Origin of the sequence: Athalassotoga saccharophila, from assembly GCF_009936215.1 — a bacterium.
In the GTDB taxonomy this organism is placed as follows: domain Bacteria; phylum Thermotogota; class Thermotogae; order Mesoaciditogales; family Mesoaciditogaceae; genus Athalassotoga; species Athalassotoga saccharophila.
Genome location: NZ_AP019551.1, coordinates 1,889,391 through 1,911,327, shown reverse-complemented (window position 1 = coordinate 1,911,327; position 21,937 = coordinate 1,889,391). Strand labels below are relative to the sequence as shown.

The window sequence follows — 21,937 nt, the reverse complement described above, 5'->3', positions numbered from 1 at the left end:
TTATTTCTGAGATGGAGGGTGCACCTGACATCGAGGAGGTTAAAGATGGAAAATCACCTTAAAATAAAAGACCAAAAGATCTCTTAGTAGATCTTCTGGTTTTTTTTCTTATATATCAACAGGCAGGTGATTTGCAGGTGATTTGGCACGCAGCGTGTAGCAGTTACTTCGTTTACACTAAACTATAAAGAAATAGGTTTGCTTTATTTGTGAAAATTATAACAGGAGGTGGTAAAGATGAGAACTGAAGCGAGATGGATTGAGAATGTGATCAAGACGGAAGAGTATGAAAAGTACATGAAAGACGGGAAGGATTTCATAAATGACGATGAGATATGGGAAAAGATAGAAAAGAACAGATCACCGGATCCTGCAAGGATAAGATCGATCATACAAAAATCTTTCAATCTCGATTTGCTCTCTCCCGATGATACCGCGGCGCTTTTGAACGTTAAGGATCCACAACTGTGGGAGGAGATCTTCGATGCCGCCGGTAAGATAAAAAGAAAAGTGTACGACAACAGGATAGTGACATTCGCACCGCTTTATTGCAGCAATTTTTGCGTTAACAACTGTCTCTACTGTGGCTTTAGAAAGGACAACAAGGATGAAAAGCGTCTAAAACTCACTCTCGAGGATGTAAGACGCGAGACAGAGATCCTTGCCGGAAAGATAGGACACAAACGTCTCATAGTCGTCTACGGAGAGCATCCAGTCTCCGATGTAAGGTACATGATCGACACGATAAGAACGATTTACGATGTCAAGGTGAAAACCCGCAATGGAATAGGCGAAATAAGGCGTGTCAACGTGAATGCCGCTCCCATGTCTGTTGAGGATCTGAGAGCCCTCAAAGATGTGGGCGTCGGAACCTATCAGGTCTTTCAGGAAACGTACCATCACAAGACCTATTCAGAGGTCCACCCGAAAGGCACTCTGAAATCAAATTACCAGTGGAGACTTTACTCAATGCATAGGGCATTGGAGGCCGGAATAGATGACGTCGCCATAGGAGCACTTTTTGGTCTTTACGACTGGAGATTTGAGGTGATGGGACTTTTGTACCATGCCATCGAACTCGAAAAGCAATTTGGCATAGGCCCTCACACGGTCTCCTTCCCAAGACTTGAACCGGCACAAAATGTCGCATTTGACACCCAAAAGTACAAGGTCTCCAACGAGGATTTCAAAAAGTTGGTTGCCGTCATAAGGCTTTCCATCCCTTACACCGGCATGATCCTGACGGCGCGCGAGAATGCACAAGTGAGAAGAGAAGTTTTACCACTTGGCGTAACCCAAACAGATGCTTCGACGAGAATAGGCATAGGCGCATATTCGGAGATATACGGTGCCGATAAGATGATCGATAAGACCGAACAGGATCTTGCAAAGCAGCAGTTCATGATAGGCGATCCGCGCGATCTAGATGATGTCATAAGAGAACTTGCCCAGATGGGATACATAACATCTTTCTGCACGGCAGGTTACAGGTGCGGAAGGACCGGCACCAATATAATGACGCTTTTGAAAAGTGAAAAGGAAGGACAATTTTGCAAGTTAAACGCCATTTTGACATTCAGAGAATGGCTCGACGATTTTGCCTCGGATGAGACCAAAAAGATCGGCGAAGAGTTGATAAAAAAAGAGATGGCAGAGGTAAAGGCGAGAGTTCCAAAAATTTATTCGGAGAAGACATTCAAAGCACTCGAAAATTATCACGAGAGGATAAAAAATGGAGAAAGAGATCTTTATTTCTGAATGTGAGAAAATTTATAAAAAATATGGTACAAGGCTGTGGATCGCCGAATCTTTGGGAAGAAGATGGTCTTACCTTACCGGATGGGGAGAAGAAAAATTTTTGCCTCCAAAACTCGTCGGTAAGATTGGAAGATATGGTATCTTTATAGAAGGAGAGGATCACAAAGAGGAGATAATGAACGATGTTGGAAAGATACTCTCAAGATTCTCTGACATTCAAGAAAGTTGAAGAGATTCTCAATTCAAATCTTTCAGACACTTTGAAATCTGTCGCGTCAAAGGTGATCAAGGAGAGGCCTCTTTCCCGCGATGAAATAGTCTATTTGCTTGGACTAAGGGACTCTGCCGAGAGAAAGTGCCTCTTCGATCTCGCCTCATGTGTAAGGCATGACAATGTTGGAGACACGATATTCATCAAAGGAATAATAGAATTTTCGAACTATTGCAAAAGAGATTGCCTTTATTGCGGAATAAGGGCTTCGAATAAGATACCAAGGTACAGAATGAAAGAGGAAGAGATCGTTAAAACGGCGATCGAAGCGGCAAATTGTGGCGTTGATACTGTAATTCTTCAATCCGGTGAGGATCCTTTTTACACGACCGAAATGATAGAAAGGATGATAAGAAAGATAAGGGAGACGACTCGCAGATCCGTTTCTCTTTCCATTGGAGAGAGGGATCCGGAAGAGTTTGCGATCTTTAAGGAGGCAGGCGCTTCAAAGTATCTTCTCAAACAGGAAACGGTTAACAAAAAGATCTTCGAGATGGTCCATGGAGATGATTATGAAAGAAGGATATTTTTGATAAAAACCCTTGTTTCTTTGAAATACATAACCGGCGGAGGAGACATAATAGGTCTTCCGGGTCAAACTCTCGAGGATATAGCGGACGATATCATTTTCATGAGAGAGATCGGAATCAAGATGGCAGGAATTGGTCCATTCATTCCTGCGCGCGGTACTCCTCTTGAGAATTATCCGGTAGGGAGTGCCGAGATAACTTTAAACGCATACGCTTGCACGCGCCTTATGATACCTCTGATTCAGTTGCCGGCGACGACAGCCCTTGGCACGATCGATAAAAATCTTCAATACAGGGCCTTTGATGCCGGATGCAATGTAATAATGGTGAATTTCACACCGGATATTTACAGATCGAATTACAGGATATACGATAACAAAAGAAAGGTCGAATTTTACGAAACGGTAAGAGATCTATCCAAGATGAACAGGAGACTGACAACTCTCGTCAAGACCCAATCTTCATCATAGCCTCGAGCATCTTTACATCTTCGTATGTCGTTATCTTTAAGTTTCTTTTTTCTCCTTCGACTATTTCGACTTCTAAATTTGCGAGTTCAAAGGCCGCGGCATCGTCCAAAAGATCGAGATGTGAAAATCTTTTGTACAGTTGTGAAAGTTCTCCGGCGACGCATCCCTGAGGTGTTTGAATTCTAAAGACCCTGTTTCTGTCAAAGAGAGCGTACTTTCCACCATTTTCTATTCTTATCGTGTCTTCGCTCTTTATGGCCGGAACGATACACCTGCCCGGTCTTATTTTTGAAAAAACTTCTTCCACCAGTCTTTCAGTCAGAAAAGGACGTGCCCCGTCATGGATAAGGACGGGGCTATTTTGCGGGATTAGATCGATGGCATTCAGAACTGAATCCTGTCTTCTCGATCCTCCGTACGCTATTTTGATGTTTTCTGAGATTTCCTCTTTGAAAAACTCTTCTTCTTCCCTTTTTACGACGAGAATTATGAGATCGAAGTTCAACTTTTTAAAAATATCTAAAGAATAGGAAAAGACCCTCTTTCCACCCAAAGGGTAGAGGACTTTATTCATCCCTCTTGAAAATCTCGTTGAATTTCCAGCACAAACTATTACCGCAGATTTCATGATTTCGGGTTTATTCTTGCAAACAAAAGTTTGCCGGCATTCGTTCTTAAAATATTGGTTATCACGACTTCCTGTGTTTCGCCGACATTCTTTCCTCCATCTTCGACGACTATCATCGTTCCATCTTCGGTAAATCCTATACCCTGATCTTTGTTCTTTCCATGCCTTATTATCTGCAACTTTATTCTCTGTCCGGGCAAAAGTGTTGGTTTGAGTATCTCGGCAAGATGGTTAAGATTCAATACCCTCACTCCCTGCAATTGGGCGACCCTTGTGAGATTGTAATCGAGGGTTACGAGACGGCCATTGTACTTTCTCGCAAGGTTAACAAGATCTTCGTCTACCTTTCCGGTTCTGTAGGCTATCGAATCGTCTATCGTGATTTTCAGATCTTCGAGTCCTTGCATCTTTTCGATTATTTCGAAACCCTTTCTTCCCTTTTCTTTTTTCTCTTCGTCGGCGCTGTCCGCGAGTTTTTGCATCTCGATAAGGACGAATTGAGGTATAACTATTTTACCGTTGAACAAACCTATATCGAAAAGATCAAGTAATTTGTCGTCTAAAAGTATAGACGTATCGAATATGAAACTTCCGTAATTTCCGGATATGTCACCGACTTTGAATACGGAAAATATGAGTTTTTGAGATATGAGCCAAGATCCGAGGAATGAAAGAATGACTATTATGGACTTCCCGATCGTTATTGACAAAAAGTTGTAATTCGTGAAATCAGTCATGATGTAATTTCCGATTACCATGAAGACCACAAAGGCAGCGATCGAAATAAGGAAATTAAATGCGTTTACCTTGTTTTCCTTAACGCGTTTTGCCAAAAAGTAGAGTACTATCCCTACCAAAAGTCCGGCTACGCCTCCTATCAAGATAACGAAGTAAGGATACCACCATCTCGAATCAAAAAGCGCGTAATTTGGAAACCAGGCATAACCGAAATAAAGGCCCAAAAATAAAGGCAAAAACAAAAAGAGCCATTCCATAATCTATTTCCCCCTTTGATTGAATTAATTTACGTTGTTTTTGGTTTTCAAAGACTCTATACCACTCATAATTATCGTTGCACGTTTTTCCGCGATACCGTCTATCTGTGTGAAATCTTCAAATGAGGCATTGAGAAGTCCTTGAATATTTTTGAATTTTTTTACGACGTCCATGGTTATGTTCATCGGTATCCTCGGAATGCTTCTTAATAATCTGTATCCTCTCGGTTGCAAAACCATCTCAAAGATTTGATCCTTTTTTATATCATACCCCAATTTGTGAATAAAAAATATAAGATCGAGATTTTCTTCTTTCTGTGATAAAAGTACTCTTATGATTTTTTCTGGATTGTGATTTCGTCCTATGACTTCCTCGCTCGCGTAGTCCATTATCATCAACTTTATATTTTCCATTACCCCTTCTTTTAACTCATCCATGTGGTACTTCGTCAGATATCCTTCGTTTCCAAGTTCTGAGAGGTAAAAGTTTAGTTCATCTGAAAGTTTCATTATCTTTAATCCTCTGCTGATTATTTCGTAAACATCTAAAAGAGTTACACGATCTTCGATCTCTTTTGCGTTTAGAGAATTTATCAGATTGTCAAAATTCGTTCTATACCTTTCCATAAGCCTTAATCCTTGATTCATCTGCAAGACTATCGTTGAAACATCGTTTAGCATGTATTTCCAATCTCCCTGATAAAGTGTTATAGCCTTTCTCCTTTGGGAGACCGCGATCACGAGTTTTCCAGTTTGTATCGCAAATCTCTCGGCCGTCCGGTGCCTTGTGCCAGTTTCATTTGTCGGAATGGAGTTGTCTACTGCCAACTGGACATTCGCGTACCATATGTTATTTAAATCTTCGGAGATTATTATTGCTCCATCCATTTTTGCGAGTTCATACAATCTGTTTGGATTGAAAGCGCAGTTAAGATAAAATCCTCCCTGAATTATGCCGGATTTTACGTATTCGGAAGGATCCTGTACAAGACATATTAAGGCTCCTTTATCTGCCCTTATTATGTTGTCAACGGCATCTCTTAAAGGCATCCCTGGCGCTATTATTTGAAGAGTTTTTTCTATCTTTTCATGTCTCATAAATTACCCCCAAAAGATTTTAAAATGGCCTCTTTTAACGTCTTTACCCCATTTCCGCCGTATTTTGAATCGTTCGATACTATTATATTCTCTATACCCATTCTTTTTGCTTCCGAAATTCTTAATTGCATCTGTGGCACATTTCTAACCCTTCCATCGAGTCCAAGTTCGCCTATGAAGGCAACCTTTGGGGAAAATTTGAGTTTTTTAACGGAGGAGAAGATCGCCATCGCAACTGCGAGATCTATAGCCGTATCTGTCGTTTTGAGACCCCCGAGGATGTTTAGATATATGTCTCGGTTGTCGAGAGAAATCCCAAGATGGCTTGAGACTATCGCGGCAATGATCATAAGTCTCGTGTTTTCGAATCCTCTTGTTATCCTTATGGCACCATTTTTGTAATTGACACTTGTAAGTGCCTGAACATTTACCATAAGAGGTCTCGATCCCTCGACTATTACCGAAAGAGTACTGCCGGGATCCTCTGTGTCTATATCGGCAAAGATTTTTGAAGGATCTGGTATTTCTATCATTCCATTCTCTTCCATATCGTAGACTGCGATCTCGTCTGTGGGACCAAATCTGTTCTTCATCGATCTTAGAATCCTTCTTCCCGATCTTGGCTCTCCCTCAAGGTAAAGGACTCCGTCGACCATATGCTCGAGAATCATCGGTCCGGCTATGCTTCCAGACTTTGTTATATGACCTATTATGAATATGGCCGTATCATTTGATTTTGCGTAGTCTATCAATTTCATCGTGCATTCACGCATTTGAGGAACAGAACCTGCAAGTGCACTCATGCCGGAGGTGTAAAGCGTCTGAATAGAATCGAAGACCATCGCAACGGGCTTATCTTTGACAGAGGAAAGGACGGCATCGACATTTACTTCTGACGAAAGAAAAAGGCGTGGATTTTCAACTCCAAGCCTCTTTACCCTCATGAGAATCTGGGAGATGGACTCCTCTCCGCTTACGTAATACACATTTCCATAATCAGTAAGGGCGCTTGCGTATTCGATGGCAAGCGTTGATTTGCCTATTCCGGGTCCACCAGAGATGAGAATGACGCTACCAGGCACGACGCCTCCGCCGAGCGTTCTGTCCGTTTCTTTCATTCTTGTCGTCATTCTTTTGGGAATGGAAATATTCGAAGTTGAGGATTCAAAATTTATTAAAGAAGGGGTACCTTTTTGTACCCCTTCTTCAATTCTGACGGCAGAATCCCACGCTCCACAATTGGGGCACTTACCGAACCACTTTGACGATTTGTAACCACATTCAGAACAAACATAGACGATCTTACTTTTGTCCTGATTCACTCAATGCAACCTTTCTTTCTCTTTTCCTTTTGAAAACGATCTTTCCGTTGGAAGCGCCAATTATTATCGTGTCACCTTCTTCGAATCTGTTGGAAAGCAAATCTTCAGACAACGGATCTTCTATCATCCTTTGGATCTCTCTTCTCAAAGGTCTTGCACCGTAGACCGGATCGAAACCTTTCGATATTATGACTTCCTTGGCCTGATCGCTTATGAGTAATTTCATATTCCTTTCTCCGAGTCTCTTTCTCAAATCGCCCAACAATATGTCTATTATCTTTTCTATATGATCCTTTGTGAGAGGATGGAAAACTATTATTTCGTCAAGCCTGTTAAGAAACTCTGGCCTGAAGGTTCTTTTCACTTCATCCATGACGATTGATTTCATGCTCTCGTATGTCGCCTGATTATTTTCTTCTATAAAGCCCAATCCTCGTTTTGTCTTGTTTATCAATTCTCCTCCAAGGTTAGAAGTCATTATGAGTATCGTGTTTTTGAAATCGACTATGTGTCCTTGAGAATCAGTTAGCCTTCCATCATCGAGTATTTGAAGGAGAAGGTTGAAAACGTCCGGATGGGCCTTTTCTATCTCGTCGAGAAGAACGACCGAAAATGGCCTTCTTCTTATCTTTTCAGTTAAGGTGCCACCCTCTTCGTATCCGACATATCCAGGAGGCGCGCCGACAAGCCTTGAGACGGAGAATCTTTCCATGTACTCGGACATATCTATCCTGACTAAGGCATTCTCGTCTCCGAAAAGATATTCAGCAAGAGCCTTTGCAAGTTCTGTCTTTCCAACACCGGTAGGACCGAGGAACATAAATGATCCGGTAGGTCTTCTCGGATCTTTAAGTCCAGATCTTGCACGTCTTATCGCGCTTGAGACGGCCTTTATGGCCTCTTCCTGGGCGACTATGCGTTTATGAAGTTCGGCCTCAAGATTTAGAAGTTTATAACTTTCGCTCTTTTCGAGTTTTGTGAGTGGAATGCCAGTCCATATTGATATCGTGCGCGCTATGCTATCGGAATCTACAGTTATTATCTCCGTCTCTCTCCGTTTTTTCCACTCGTTGTATTTTTCATTCAACAACTGCTGAAGATCTCTTTCTTTGAATCTTATCTCGGCCGCGCGATCGTAATTTTGCTGGGCTATGGAGAGTTCTTTCTCTTCCTGTATCGTTTTTATCTTCTTTTCGAGTTCTTTTATTTCGTCTGGCACGGTCATGCTGTTCAATCTTGCGCTTGCACCTGCCTCATCTATCAAATCTATGGCCTTGTCTGGCAGGTAATGATCGGTTATATACCTTTGAGAAAGTTTGACGGCCATATCGAGCGCTTCATTTGTGTATTTGACTTTGTGATGTATTTCGTACTTTGCCTTTAGACCCTTGAGTATTTCAAGAGTTTGATCGACTGTCGGTTCACCAACGTAGATTTTTTGGAATCTTCTCTCTAAGGCCGCATCTTTTTCTATGAACTGTCTGTATTCATCTGGCGTTGTCGAACCTATTAACTGGATCTCGCCTCTCGAAAGAGCAGGCTTTAGGATGTTTGCCGCATCGACGGCCCCTTCGGCCGCTCCCGCTCCGACTATCGTGTGAATTTCGTCTATGAAAAGAATTATGGATCTATCGTCCTTGACCGTACTTAAGACTTTTTTAAGACGTTTTTCGAACTCTCCCCTGTACTTGGTTCCGGCAATCAAGGCCGCTATGTCGAGAGAAAAGATAACCTTTCCTTTGAGAAGTTCTGGCACCTCACCGCTTGCTATCCTCTGGGCAAGCCCTTCTACTATGGCCGTCTTACCAACACCGGGATCCCCTATGAGGACTGGATTGTTCTTCTTTCTTCTTGTAAGTATTTGCATTATTCTCTCGATCTCTCTTTCCCTTCCTATGACCGGATCGAGTTTGCCAGCCTTCGCCTCTTCTGTGAGATCGACACCGAGTCCTTCCAAGTTTTTGACAGACCTCATCACATCCTGAGAAGGTCCCGGTCTCATGAAATCATCGTCGTCAGAATCTTCATTGTTTTGAGATCCCCCTATTTCGTCTATCAATTCTCTTCTAAGATCAACGAGATCTATGCCAAACTTTCTCAAGACATGCGCCGCAACGCCTTCTCCTTCCCTTAATATGGCAAGGAGTATGTGCTCTGTGGATATGTAATTTTGTCCAAGCAATTGAGCCTCTTCATAGGCGAGTTCTATTATCTTTCTCGCTCTTGGCGTCATCTGTGGAGATGATACATTTTCTCTCGGGATACCTGCCCCGACAACCGCTATTATTTCCTGCTTCAAAGAAGCATAATCAAGTCCATGCTCTCTTAAAACGTTGTAGGCTTCTCCATTTGCAGACTTCATAACTCCTAAAAGCAAATGTTCGGTCCCAACGTAAGAATGACCAAGCGCTTTCGCTTCATCTTGAGCAGCCACAAAGACCTGGGCTGCGCGTTTTGAAAATTTATTAAACATATAAAATCACCCTCTTTCAACCCTTTGGCAAGTAAAAAATCGAGATGTAAATCAGGTTAACCATCACGTGTACCGTCGAACTTACCGTCAGGGTTCCTCTCTTATAGTATAGCAGATTTAGAAGCATTCCAAAAACGAATATTTTCATCCATTGTTCGAAAGGATGCACGACTGCGAACGCTATGGAAGTAAGAACCATCGAAAATTCCGGAGAATAAAATCTCTTTATGTATTCATAAATTGCTCCTCTAAAAATCACCTCTTCCATCACCGGAAGAAATAGTCCCAATGATATGACGGCTATAATCTCATTCGGGTTCATTAGAATCGCATTTGCGTCATTTCCACTCCATATAAAGGAAGTTAAAAAACCCATCAAAATGTATATACCAAAAACCGCCGGAAATGTGATAATGCTCCATATCAGATCCGGACCAAATGACGAGATTTTGAACCACAAACCTATACCGTGATCTTTTTTCTTCAAAGATAGGTGAAAACCCCATATGGTCATTACGGAGAGTGGTATAAGCAGAAAAGCGTTGATAGAATCGGAATTAAGACCGAAGTATTTAAGAATCACAGCCAAAAAGATTATCGGAAAATCCAAAGCCAGAATGAAAAGTAAATCATCCAAATCAACGTATCTTATCTCTTCATTATCCTTCACAAATAAATTATACTACATTGGAAGACATTAAACAAGAAACCCTACAAGTACCGATCCTTCCCCTGAATTAAGCGCTATGGCAGGATCAACTTCGGCAACTGTGCATGTATATTTATCTTTGAACTTCGAAAGTAGATACTCCACGCTTTCTTTTGCGTTAACATGGGCAATGTAGATCTTTCCATCTACAACCTCGTGAGATTCGGTGTAATTGACGATTTCTTTAAGCACTCTTTGAAATCCCAACACTATTTTGTGTAATTTTATTTCTCCATCTTCTCCTTTTAAGACAGGCTTGACATTTAGCAACGTTACAAGTTTTCCAGCTATAAGATGGGCCCTTCCACCTTTTACAAGATTTTCAACAGTTTGGACGCCGAAGATGGTCTTAACGTTTTGGGCATATCCTCTCAACTTTTGCGCACTGCTTTGTAAATCTTCTTTTTTTGACAATTCTACGGCCTTTGCAACCATGGCGCCAAGTGCGGAGGTAGTCGTTAGAGAATCTATGACCTCGACCTTTTGCGAAAACTTTCTTGCCGCAACGGCCGCGCTGTTGAATGTTCCACTCAACTTGGAAGAAAGATGAACGGAGAGAATGCCATCATAATCCCTTAGAAAACTTTCATATATCTTTTCGAATTCATTTGGCGTTGGCTGGGATGTTGTTATCTTTTTCCCGTTCCTCCATTCGTTGAGCAATTCTTCCGTTGAAATGTTTTTCAACTCTCCATCGACGTATATTTTTAAGTTGACAATTTCCACGTCATTTTCTTTGAACCATTCGGGAGGTAAATCACAGGAAGAATCCGTTATGACCTTTATCTTCATACTCTATCTCCTACATCTACGATCTCGTTGTCTATAAGCCTTGTCTTTCCTATGAAAATCGCGGCGGCGACAATGACTTTTGAAGAAATCTTTGATACCGGTACAAGGGTTTTTTCGTCTACAATCTCGAAATATTGAACCTTTATTTCTGGATACTTCCTTATTATTTGAATAGCCTCACGCTTTATTTTGAAGGCATCCCTTCTTCCATTCTTTATCTGATCAGCGGCATACTTTATGGCTTCGTGCAAAATAGGCGCCCTTTTCCTTTCCTCGGGAGAGAGATACGCATTTCTCGAACTCATCGCTAAACCATCACTTTCTCTAACGATGGGCATCTCGACCATTTCGATTCCCATATTCAGATCTTCTACCATCCTTCTTAAAACTCTGAATTGCTGCGCGTCTTTTTGTCCAAAGTAAGCCCTCTTTGGCCTTACGATGTTAAAGAGTTTATTGACGACAAGGACAACTCCATCAAAATGACCGGGCCTGTAATAACCGCAGAGATAATCCGTGAGATTTGCGACGTGAATGGATGTCGAAAATCCTTCGGGATACATCTCTTCAACGGATGGAGAAAAAAGGTAATCAACATTTTCTTTTTCAAGCAAATTTTGATCTTTTTCAAGTACCCTCGGATAGGCATTAAAATCCTCATTTGGTCCAAATTGCTTTGGATTTACGAAAATACTTACCACAACGACCTCATTTTCCTCTCTCGCTTTTCTTACAAGAGATAGATGTCCCTCATGTAAAGCGCCCATCGTTGGCACAAAACCAACCGTTTTGTCTTTATATCCACCGGCTATAGATACCATCTCGTTAACCGTTCTTATTAATTTCATCTTTTTCTCCTTTCAAATGATCCTCGACGAGTTTTTTGAGGGTGGGAAGTATCTCATCCCTGTTAACTGTCGAAATGATTTTACCATGGAAATAAATAACGCCTCCACTTTTGGTACCAAAAACGGCCACATCTGCCCCTTTTGCCTCGCCGATTCCATTGACAACACATCCCATAACCGCAACTTTTACCTTTCCTTTAACGTTTATGAGTTCTGATCTAACCTCTGCAGCGAGTTCTTCGACGTTTATTTCGGTGCGGGCACAGGTCGGACACGCAATAATTTCTGGACCTTCAAATCTTTTTACGCTTTGAAGAATTGAATAGGCCGCACCGACTTCTCTGACGGGATCTCCGGCTATTGAGACCCTTATCGTGTCTCCAATGCCTTCGTAGAGTAAATGGCCGAGTGCAAAGGCAGATCTGACTATCGCATCTTCGTAAATGCCGGCCTCCGTAACGCCTATGTGAAGCGGATACTGTGTCATCTTTGAAATCATCTCATTTGCCTGTATAGTCTCGACGGGATCGGAAGATTTCACGGCCACAACTATGTCTTTAAATCCCACAGACTCGAGTACGTTCACCTCGTCAAGAGCGCTGTAGACAAGAGCCTCTACTTTGCTTTTGAACTTTTTTATGTAAGATTCATCCATAGAACCTTCGTTGGAACCAACTCTTATAGGTACTCCATGTGTCATGGCAACCCTTGCGACCTCTTCGACCTTCCACTTTGCACCTATATTGCCGGGATTTATCCTTATCTTATCGGCACCGGCAAGGATAGATCCGATCGCGAGTTTGTAGTCAAAATGTATGTCTGCAACCAAAGGAACGCTTACGCGTGATTTTATTTTCTTCAATGCATCGACACATTCGCTATCGTAAACGCTTAACCTTACTATTTGACATCCTGCCTTTTGAAGTTTTTCTATCTGTTCAACAGTTGATGGGATGTCTTTTGTGTCAGTGTTCGTCATCGATTGGACGGCAACTGGGTTTCCACCACCAATCATAACATTTCCTATTTTAACGACCTTTGTCATTGAATCATCTCCAACGAATATAATATACCAAAATCGGTGAAATATTTAGAAAAGTTTAGTTATGTTTATCATATTATTACATGAAAATAAGACGAGATACGATATTTTGAGAAATTGATTTCACATTGTATATATAGTATAAATTTGGGTTTTTTAGAAGAAAATGAGTTATTTTTATGAAAACTTTTTCATGATAAATTTATTGTGATCGTAAAATTTGGAGGTGTTAGGCGTGAAGAAGATCGTTTTGATGACGGCTGTTGTTTTGTTGGTCGCATCTGTGGCGATGGCATTAACATTGCCAAGAAATGAAACACTTTACTTTGGTGGATCAATGTGGGGACCATTGACGAACTTCAATCCTCTTAATCCAAATCATGGCTGGGGTGTTGACCTTGTGTATCCAACTCTGTTTATGTATAATCCATTGACAAATCAGATGGTTCCGTACCTTGCCGAAAGCGGGAATTGGGTCAACAGTACAACTTACGATGTTAAATTAAGAAAAGATGCCCAGTGGACAGATGGTCAGCCAGTTACCGCCCAAGATGTGAAATACACGTTCGAATTGCCTCTTACGGTAAGCCAACTTGTGCCGGTCATAGGACTGAAATCAGTCAACATCATAAATGATTACGAAGTGCAATTTGTATTTTCACAGCCGAATTATCCAAACTTTTACGGAGCACTTTACGGATCTTATATAGTGCCCGAGCACATCTGGTCAAAGATGGCAACGAGTGATATATTCTCTTACGCAAACCTTACAAATCCAGTTGGTTGTGGACCTTACAAGTTTTTAACCTATAACCCTCAGGAAATAGTACTTGAAAGAAATGACAACTGGTTTGGAAATAACTTCATTGGAAAGCCAGCCCCAAAGTATGTTGCTGAACTTGCAGTCTCATCGAATAACGTTGCCCTCGGATTGCTTTTGCAGGGTCAACTTGACATCTCCAATTTCTACCTTCCCGGCATCGAATCTCTTATAAAGCCCTACAATCTTGTTGCATGGAATGATAAACCGCCTTACATGTTGTCTTCGAACACAGCATTACTGTTTCTTAACAATTCTGTAGCGCCATTGAACGATCCACAATTCAGAAAAGCCCTTGCTTACGCTATAGGACCAACTTCAGATTTAACCCAAAGAGTTTACGCAGGACAGGTACCAAATTACGTTGATCCACTCGGCCTTCTTCCAATAGAATCGTGGATGCAATTTGAAGACAAAAGCGTTGTTTCACAGTATGGCTACACTTACGATCCTGCCAAAGCGGCACAGATCTTAGATCAACTCGGATACAAAAAGGGTCCCGATGGCTGGAGAACAATGCCGAATGGTCAGCCTATAAAACTCTCGATAATATGTCCTTACGGATGGACAGACTGGATGGCAGCTGAGAGGATAGTTGCAGAAGATCTTCAAAAGATTGGACTTAACGTTACAGCAGATTTTCCGGATTATTCAACATACTGGAACAACTTTACAAGTGGAAATTACACAATGGCGATCAACAATTTTGGATCTGGAATTTCAATGACACCCTACACGTATTTCTACTGGCTCTTTGGATATCCTATACAGCAATACATGTACAACGGCAATTTTGAAAGATACAACAATCCGACGGTTGTAGACCTTCTGAACAAAATATCTTCCATACCTCTTGATAACACCAAGGAACTCCAGCCTTTGTACTCACAAATTGAAAAAGCCTTTTTACAGGATATGCCGGTTATACCTTTGTGGTACAACGGTATGTGGTATCTTGCCAATCAATCTGTCTGGACGAATTTCCCGAATGCTAACAATCCTTACGCGTTCCCATCTACATGGACCAACAATGGTGTCACAACGGCATCTTTGTATCTTTACACAGGAATAAAACCAGTAAAGTAAAGTTATTTCCCTCTCTCGAAAGAGAGAGGGATTTTTGGAGGCAAAGATGAAAAAATATCTCACAAGAAAGATAATAATTTACCTTATAACATTTTTCATAGCGGCAAGCCTTGACTGGGCAATACCCCGTTTGATGCCGGGAAATCCGGTAAGCCTTATAGTCTCAAGATTTGCTCAGGCTTCAAGCGGTTCGGCATCTCAGGCATCACTTGTTACAAAACAGATGTTCGATTATTTCATGCAGGCCTTTCAACTTAACATTCCATGGTGGGAACAATACGCACTCTTTTGGAGAAATATTTTCACTGGAAATCTTGGAATAAGCATGTATCTTTATCCCGAACCGGTTATAAACATAATACTTTCTGCCGTCCCTTACGATATACTTTTTTTGCTTCCATCTATTTTGCTGAGTTTTTGGGTTGGAAACAGGATAGGGGCATGGGCCGCAAGAAGCAAAAAGGCTGACAATATTTTGCTTCCTACTTTCTACATTTTGACTTCTGTCCCTTACTTTTGGCTTGGAATTTTGCTTGTGTGGATATTTGGTACTTTGCTTCGCGTCTTACCAATGTCGGGTGCTTTCAGTTATTCAATGACGCCTTCATTTACATTCGCATTTATCTTTGATTATTTAAAGCACTGGATACTTCCATTTCTGTCGCTTTTTATAGTTTCTCTCGGTGGATGGGCAATAGGCATGAGAAATATGATCATATACGAACTCGAATCGAATTATTCAAGGTACATGGGATCACTCGGTGCATCTCAAAGATTGATAAGAAAATATTCTTACAGGAATGCGATCTTGCCTCAGGTAACAGGACTTGCGCTCCAACTTGGAACAATAGTTGCCGGCGCCATAACGACGGAGATCGTCTTTTCTTATCCCGGCATCGGGTACATACTGTTTGAAGGGATAATGAACAAAGATTATCCTTTAATTCAAGGTTGTTTTCTCTTTATAATAGTGGGAGTTCTACTTGCAAACTTCGTCATAGACATTCTTTACATGTTCATAGATCCGAGAGTTAGGATTGCTTACACGGAAGGATGAAATCATGAAATTATCGGAGAGACTGAAAAGATGGGACGTTTTGTACTTCTTTTTGACAAATAACAAATTCAAAATAGGAATTGGAATTCTTCTCTTTTTCATTTTGCTTTCCGTAATAGGTCCTTTTTTCGTGCGTTACACACCGTATGAATACGCCGGGGCACAGGCTTCTCCGCCAACGTTCGATCATCCTCTCGGCACGAGCCCGTTCGGGTACGATCTTTATTCCCAACTCATCGTTGCTCTGGATGGAACATGGCTTGTCGGACTTATAGGTGGTGGTGTGGCAACGATGATAGGCCTTTTGATAGGCTTTTTTGCTGGATATAAGGGCGGTTTTTGGGACGAATTGTTGATGATGTTAACCAACATATTGCTTGTCATACCTACAATAGCACTTTTGGTTATAATCGCATCTTTTTTGAATTCAAGAAGCGTTGTACTTGAGAGTGTAATAATAGGACTGACAGGCTGGCCATGGGTTGCGAGGGCGGTAAGGGCACAAACGCTTTCCTTGAAATCGAGAGAATTCGTGAATCTTTCAAAGATATCCGGTGCCGGAACGCTTAAGATAATTATGGAAGATATTGCACCCAATATGCTTTCTTATGTCTTTATGGTTTTCATACTTCAATTCGGAGGATCAATTCTCGCCATAGTTGGACTTTCTTTTATAGGTTTAGGCCCTACCAACTCAGTTTCTTTGGGAGGAATTTTACAGGATTCCGTGCTGTGGAATGCTTTGATTTTGGGATACTGGTGGTGGATGATCCCGCCCGGTATCGTTATAACTTTCATGGTAGCCTCATTGTATTTTATAAACATGGCAATGGATGAGGCATTCAATCCAAGATTGAGGTCGACCTAAGATGGCAAGATTGCTGGATGTAAAAGAGTATAAAGTCTATTATCAGACTTTAAAAGGACAGATTAGGGCAGTTGATGGGGTGAACTTCTTCGTCAATGCCGATGAAGTTTTTGGTGTCGCCGGCGAATCTGGATGCGGAAAATCAACGCTTGGAAATTCTTTGATATATCTAAAGGCGCCAATGCGTTACGCCGGTGGAAATGTTATCTTAGATGGAATGGAAATATCAAGGCTTCCCGACGAGATCATGAAAAAGATGAGATTCGAAAAGATATCTATAATCCCCCAGTTTGCGATGGATGCGATGAGTCCTACCAAAAAAATAAAGAATATAGTCGTAGATCTTGTCAGAGAGCATGACAAAAAAATGTCCGAAAAAGATATAATCGATCTTGCAATCAAAAGATTCAAAATGGTTGGATTATCTGAAAATGTCATGAACATGTATTCGATAGAATTGTCGGGAGGGATGAAGCAAAGAGTTGTCATGGTCATCTCGACTCTCCTTAATCCTCGGCTTTTGATAGCCGATGAGATAACGTCGGCGCTCGATGTGTCTTCACAGAAATTTTCAGTTGAGATGCTTGACGAATTCAAGGAAAAAAAGTTCGTTTCATCCGTGATCTTCATAACGCACGATATATCCGTACTCTATCAGATAGCGGACAGGATAATGATCATGTATGCAGGCCATGTTGTTGAGATTGGAAATACCGAGGATATAGTCTCAAAACCATTGCATCCTTACACCAAACTTTTGATAAGTTCTCTTCCGAAAATGGGTGTTCAATTCTCGCAAAATAGATTAACCGGTATTCCCGGATATCCACCGAATCTTCTCAATCCCCCGACCGGTTGCAGATTTTACGATAGATGTCCTTTACGCATAGATCCACAAAAATGTAAGAATGAGATACCACCGCTCGTAGAATACATGCCCGGAAGATACATCGCGTGCTGGGCTTACACAAAAGGGAATGATAAAAATGGATGAACTTGTTAAAGTTCAAAATCTTACAAAGATCTTCAAATCTGGCCTTGTAGGTGGATATTTCACGACTGCCGTTGATGATGTATCCTTTGATATTCACAGATCAGAGATAATCTCTCTTGTCGGAGAATCCGGAAGTGGAAAGACGACGGTCGGTCGTCTTATACTCAGACTTTTGAAGCTGTCAACGGGAAAGATAATTTACGAAGGGGTAGACATATCCACACTCAAGGGTCGAAAGTTGAGAGATTACTACAAATACGTCCAAGGAGTTTTTCAGGATCCCTTTGCTTCATTCAATCCAATCTTCAAAGTTGACAGGGTTTTCGATCTGCTGTTTGACAGTTATCTCAAAGATAAAACAGATAAAAAACATGAACTCATCGTTGAATCGCTTGAAAAAGTAGGATTAAATTCTCTGGATATACTCGGGAAATATCCGCATCAGATGAGCGGAGGACAATTGCAAAGAATTCTAATCGCAAGGACACTTCTGCTTGACACCAAACTTTTGATAGCCGATGAGTTGATTTCGATGTTAGATGCATCTACCAGAGTCGATGTTCTAAACTTGCTCGGAGATTTAAGAGATAAAGAGAAGATGTCTGTGCTTTTTATAACTCACGATCTCTCTTTGGGATATTACATAAGCGATACAACCATGATAATGTACAGGGGAAATATAGTTGAATTCGGAAAGACAAAACTCGTCTTTGACAATCCTCTTCATCCATACACTCGAATGCTTTTGAGCGCGGTTCCTGAAATAGGCAGGAAATGGAAAAAGTCAGAATTGGAGATGAAAAGGGGAGAAATACCAGCGGGAGGATGTCCTTACTTTGATAGATGTCCACTTGCAATGGATGTGTGCAGAAAAAAGCCTAATCTAAAAGAATTGGAGAAAGATCACAAAGTTGCGTGTTATGCGGCAGAGGTGATGACAGGTGATTCGATCCAGATCGGGAAAGGTCACAATAATTGATGTGGCCCGTGCGGCCCATGTATCAGTCTCAACTGTATCAAGATACCTCAATTCGACAGTTCCAATATCCGAAGAAAAGAGAAAAAATATAGCAAAGGCAATAAAGATGCTCAACTACAAGCCTTCGACATTTGCGAAGACTATGAGATCGCAAATACTTTACAGTATCGGGATAATAGTGCCGGACCTTGGCGGTTATTATTACGGTGAGATAGTTAACTCTATGGTAACCTACGCGAGCAAGAAAGGGTATGAAACTGTTGTGAGCGTTACCAACAAAGTCGAGAACTGGGAAGACATGACCTTCGATTTTTTCATGAGCCGCCGTCTCGATGGGATAATCGCATGTACTCCAGATCTCAAAAGCGTTCAAAAACTAATTAAAATAGGAGTACCAATAGTCGCGGTTGACTGGAGAGATCCGATAGGAGATCTCGAAGTAACCGGCGTTACTATAGACAACGAAAAGGCCGCATTTACCATGATGAAATATCTGTATTCGATGGGCCATAGAAAGATTCTGGCAATAACCGGTGGAAAGAAATTTCAATCTTCCATCGAAAGAGAAAATGGAGTTCGTAAATTCAAAGAAAAGGCCGATACCGAATTGTACATCGTTGACGGTAACTTTTCAGATCTCGATACAGGGTACAATCTGACAAAGCAATTCATAAAAGAAAAAGGTAAAAGTGTTACGGCCATCTTCGCATTCAACGATATACTTGCCTTTGGAGTAATAAGCGCTTTAAACGATCTCGGTATATCTGTACCAGATGAAATTTCCGTTGTTGGATTTGACAATACCTATATCTCGAAATATTCAGTTCCGCCGTTGACGACTATAGAACAGCCTCGAAATGAACTTGGCCTTACCGCAATAAAAAATCTAATAAACAGGTTCGAATTTGCCGGATCAAAGGTTGGCTACAACATAATCGTACCTTTTAAGTTTATCGAAAGATCTTCTGTCAAAAAATTGAAATAAAGGGGATGGTTTGAATGTCGAAGTATTTTGTTTTCCTGGCATTGATGACCTTTGCCGTCTTTGGATTGGCCAACGTTTCGGTTACAATCAACACGGCGGCAGAAATTGTCACTCTACCTCAAACCGCATTTGGCCTTAACGTGGCCGCATGGGACTGGCACCTTTTAGACAGTGTCATACCCGGGTTACTGGAAAATTTAAATGTGAAGGTTTTGAGATTTCCGGGCGGAAGTTTTTCGGACATGTACGATTGGAAAACGAATTCGACAGTTCCTGGCCAAAACTTCCCTTACGTCGATCCCCAAAATACGTTTGACAACTTCATGAAACTCGTAAATCAAATCGGCGCTCAGGCGTTGATCACGGTTAATTACGGCACGAATTTTGCAGGAACGGCCGGAGGAGATCCTCAAGAGGCCGCCGCGTGGGTTAAGTACGCAAATATCGATCACAACTACGATGTCAAATACTGGGAGATAGGAAATGAAGTGTACGGAAATGGAACCTATGGCGCAAACTGGGAGGTCGATCTTCATTCGACTAAAGGTCCTCAGGCCTACGCTGACAATTTTATAGCCTTTGCGAAGGCCATGAAGGCCGTCGATCCAAGCATAAAGATCGGGGCAGTTCTGACATGCCCGTACAACTGGCCGTGGGGTCAGAGTCCGGACTGGAACAAAGTGGTTTTGCAGACGGCCAGAGATTACATAGATTTTGTAGTTGTTCACTGGTACGCACAAAATCCGGGCAATGAATCTGACAGCGGACTTTTGGCATCTACGAATCAGATACCCGATATGCTCGCAAGGCTTAAGCAAGAAATAAGAGATTACGCAGGTCCAAACGCGGATCGTATACGTATATTCGTTACGGAGACGAATTCAGTCTCTTACAATCCCGGAAAACAGACGACAAGCCTTGTGAATGCACTCTTTTTGGTCAACGATTACATGAACTGGTTGACTGGTGGCGTCGATAATGTTGATTGGTGGACGCTTCACAATAACGGCCTTACCGGAAACAACAACAGTGATAAACTTTATGGAAATACAAATTATGGAGATTACGGTATACTCTCAAACAACACTAATTTTGGAACATCTGACGTTGAGCCTCCAAACAACACCCCATTCCCCACTTATTTTGGATACGAAATCCTCAAATATCTTGCCGGTCCTAACGATACGGTGGTCGGGAGTGTTTCGGATCAGAATCTTGTCGATGTCTACGCCGTCAAACACACAAATGGAGACCTTGCCATTATGATCGTGAATACGGATCCTAAAAATTCTTACGATGTTAATTTGAACATCTTGGGATTCAGACCATCGGATGATGCCATCGAATACGTCTACGGGATGGGAAATGGCATCGGAGGGGCTATGGAATCAATTATGAGTAAAACGATTGAACTTTCATCGCCGATAAAGGTTGCACCTTATTCCATAAATGTGATAGTTATGAAGCCACAGCACGTCGCAAAGATCGTAGGGCCTCAGGTTATGCAGGATACGACTATTTCGAGTACAACACTCACGCCAGGCCAAGTAGAGCGCATAGAGACGATCTTCGCGAACAAATTTGGAAATATCTCGAATGGTGTGGTAGAGATGGAGATATACAATTCTTCAGGTAAGATGGTAGGACAAAAAACAATTCCCGATGTCTCGATCGGCGCAAATGGGTCTTACAAAGTTGATTGGAACTGGACTGTTCCAAACGCACCAGACATATACACGGTGAAATCTTTCCTTTTCGATCGTTCTATGACAAATCTCTTCTCTTCTTCAAATGAAGCGGCGCACTTTACCGTTGCAATTCCGCCGGCACCGTCTTTTTCGATAACCGGAAATGTTAAGCCAGCCGAACTTGGCGTTGGAGAAAATGGTGTGATATCTGTTACAGTCACGAACGTATCTGATCTCGGATATCTAAATAACGGTATAATAGATGTTGAGATTCACAACGCGGTAAATCAAAAGGTATGGCAGCAATTTGAACAAAACATCAATCTTTCTCCATCTCAGTCGATAACTTTGACCTATGATTTCACCCTGCCTTCTTCAGGAACATATTCGCTTCAAGTCGGAGTTTTTAGCGGCGGATGGGGAACTAATTACGCGTGGAATTCAGACGTTGCAAAGATAGTGGTGAAATAAAAACGGCGGGCAGCACATAGGGTGGCAGGTATAATAAATTGAAAATTGAGAAT

Annotated in this window: 19 protein-coding genes; 10 read left to right on the top strand and 9 right to left on the bottom strand. The window is 41.6% G+C overall.

The window, feature by feature from the left end; genetic code table 11:
• Window positions 1-237 precede the first annotated feature (237 nt).
• The 3 genes from hydG to hydE are packed head-to-tail and all read left to right on the top strand — an operon-like array spanning window position 238 to window position 3,029.
• Window positions 238-1,758, top strand: coding sequence for a [FeFe] hydrogenase H-cluster radical SAM maturase HydG (hydG, locus tag ATHSA_RS09480; protein ID WP_161848846.1), 1,521 nt, complete (start codon window positions 238-240; stop codon window positions 1,756-1,758).
• Window positions 1,733-1,987, top strand: a complete 255-nt coding sequence (locus tag ATHSA_RS09475; RefSeq protein WP_161848845.1) for a hypothetical protein — start codon at window positions 1,733-1,735, stop codon at window positions 1,985-1,987. The genes hydG and ATHSA_RS09475 overlap by 26 nt, the downstream gene beginning before the upstream one ends.
• Entirely contained in the window at window positions 1,941-3,029 is a 1,089-nt protein-coding gene (gene hydE / locus ATHSA_RS09470; protein ID WP_161848844.1) for a [FeFe] hydrogenase H-cluster radical SAM maturase HydE, read from the top strand. Before ATHSA_RS09475 ends, hydE begins: the two co-directional genes overlap by 47 nt.
• Here the strand turns inward: hydE and ATHSA_RS09465 are convergent.
• Genes ATHSA_RS09465 through ispG form a run of 9 tightly spaced genes read right to left on the bottom strand, consistent with a single transcriptional unit; the run spans window position 3,007 to window position 12,939 of the window.
• Entirely contained in the window at window positions 3,007-3,657 is a 651-nt protein-coding gene (locus ATHSA_RS09465) for an IspD/TarI family cytidylyltransferase (RefSeq protein WP_161848843.1), read from the bottom strand. The genes hydE and ATHSA_RS09465 overlap by 23 nt on opposite strands.
• Window positions 3,654-4,652 (bottom strand): PIN domain-containing protein, encoded by a 999-nt coding sequence (locus ATHSA_RS09460; RefSeq protein ID WP_161848842.1) that lies wholly within the window; start codon window positions 4,650-4,652, stop codon window positions 3,654-3,656. Before ATHSA_RS09460 ends, ATHSA_RS09465 begins: the two co-directional genes overlap by 4 nt.
• A 24-nt stretch (window positions 4,653-4,676) precedes the next feature.
• Entirely contained in the window at window positions 4,677-5,750 is a 1,074-nt protein-coding gene (gene disA, locus ATHSA_RS09455; protein WP_161848841.1) for a DNA integrity scanning diadenylate cyclase DisA, read from the bottom strand.
• Window positions 5,747-7,072, bottom strand: coding sequence for a DNA repair protein RadA (gene radA / locus ATHSA_RS09450; RefSeq protein ID WP_161848840.1), 1,326 nt, complete (start codon window positions 7,070-7,072; stop codon window positions 5,747-5,749). Before radA ends, disA begins: the two co-directional genes overlap by 4 nt.
• Window positions 7,053-9,545, bottom strand: coding sequence for an ATP-dependent Clp protease ATP-binding subunit (locus ATHSA_RS09445; RefSeq protein ID WP_161848839.1), 2,493 nt, complete (start codon window positions 9,543-9,545; stop codon window positions 7,053-7,055). The genes radA and ATHSA_RS09445 overlap by 20 nt, the downstream gene beginning before the upstream one ends.
• Before the next feature lie 16 nt (window positions 9,546-9,561).
• On the bottom strand, window positions 9,562-10,215 hold the full coding sequence (locus ATHSA_RS09440; RefSeq protein WP_161848838.1) for a CPBP family intramembrane glutamic endopeptidase: 654 nt from the start codon (window positions 10,213-10,215) through the stop codon (window positions 9,562-9,564).
• A gap of 27 nt (window positions 10,216-10,242) precedes the next feature.
• A complete protein-coding gene (locus tag ATHSA_RS09435; protein WP_161848837.1) occupies window positions 10,243-11,046 on the bottom strand; it encodes a DegV family protein in 804 nt (267 codons plus the stop codon).
• Window positions 11,043-11,894, bottom strand: coding sequence for a pantoate--beta-alanine ligase (gene panC, locus ATHSA_RS09430; RefSeq protein WP_161848836.1), 852 nt, complete (start codon window positions 11,892-11,894; stop codon window positions 11,043-11,045). Before panC ends, ATHSA_RS09435 begins: the two co-directional genes overlap by 4 nt.
• On the bottom strand, window positions 11,872-12,939 hold the full coding sequence (ispG, locus tag ATHSA_RS09425) for a flavodoxin-dependent (E)-4-hydroxy-3-methylbut-2-enyl-diphosphate synthase (protein ID WP_161848835.1): 1,068 nt from the start codon (window positions 12,937-12,939) through the stop codon (window positions 11,872-11,874). The genes panC and ispG overlap by 23 nt, the downstream gene beginning before the upstream one ends.
• A gap of 232 nt (window positions 12,940-13,171) precedes the next feature.
• Between ispG and ATHSA_RS09420 the strand changes: the two genes are divergently transcribed.
• Genes ATHSA_RS09420 through ATHSA_RS09390 form a run of 7 tightly spaced genes read left to right on the top strand, consistent with a single transcriptional unit; the run spans window position 13,172 to window position 21,884 of the window.
• Complete coding sequence (locus ATHSA_RS09420; protein ID WP_161848834.1) at window positions 13,172-14,842, top strand: ABC transporter substrate-binding protein; 1,671 nt, start codon at window positions 13,172-13,174, stop codon at window positions 14,840-14,842.
• A 46-nt stretch (window positions 14,843-14,888) separates the two neighbouring features.
• Complete coding sequence (locus ATHSA_RS09415) at window positions 14,889-15,899, top strand: ABC transporter permease (RefSeq protein ID WP_161848833.1); 1,011 nt, start codon at window positions 14,889-14,891, stop codon at window positions 15,897-15,899.
• 4 nt (window positions 15,900-15,903) lie between these two features.
• Window positions 15,904-16,767, top strand: coding sequence for an ABC transporter permease (locus tag ATHSA_RS09410; RefSeq protein WP_161848832.1), 864 nt, complete (start codon window positions 15,904-15,906; stop codon window positions 16,765-16,767).
• A 1-nt stretch (window position 16,768) separates the two neighbouring features.
• Entirely contained in the window at window positions 16,769-17,761 is a 993-nt protein-coding gene (locus ATHSA_RS09405) for an ABC transporter ATP-binding protein (protein ID WP_161848831.1), read from the top strand.
• Window positions 17,754-18,740, top strand: coding sequence for an ABC transporter ATP-binding protein (locus ATHSA_RS09400; protein WP_161848830.1), 987 nt, complete (start codon window positions 17,754-17,756; stop codon window positions 18,738-18,740). The genes ATHSA_RS09405 and ATHSA_RS09400 overlap by 8 nt, the downstream gene beginning before the upstream one ends.
• Entirely contained in the window at window positions 18,703-19,725 is a 1,023-nt protein-coding gene (locus ATHSA_RS09395; RefSeq protein WP_161848829.1) for a LacI family DNA-binding transcriptional regulator, read from the top strand. The genes ATHSA_RS09400 and ATHSA_RS09395 overlap by 38 nt, the downstream gene beginning before the upstream one ends.
• A 14-nt stretch (window positions 19,726-19,739) precedes the next feature.
• Window positions 19,740-21,884: an alpha-L-arabinofuranosidase gene (locus ATHSA_RS09390; RefSeq protein ID WP_161848828.1), complete on the top strand. Its 2,145-nt coding sequence runs from the start codon at window positions 19,740-19,742 to the stop codon at window positions 21,882-21,884.
• The last annotated feature ends 53 nt before the right edge of the window (window positions 21,885-21,937 follow it).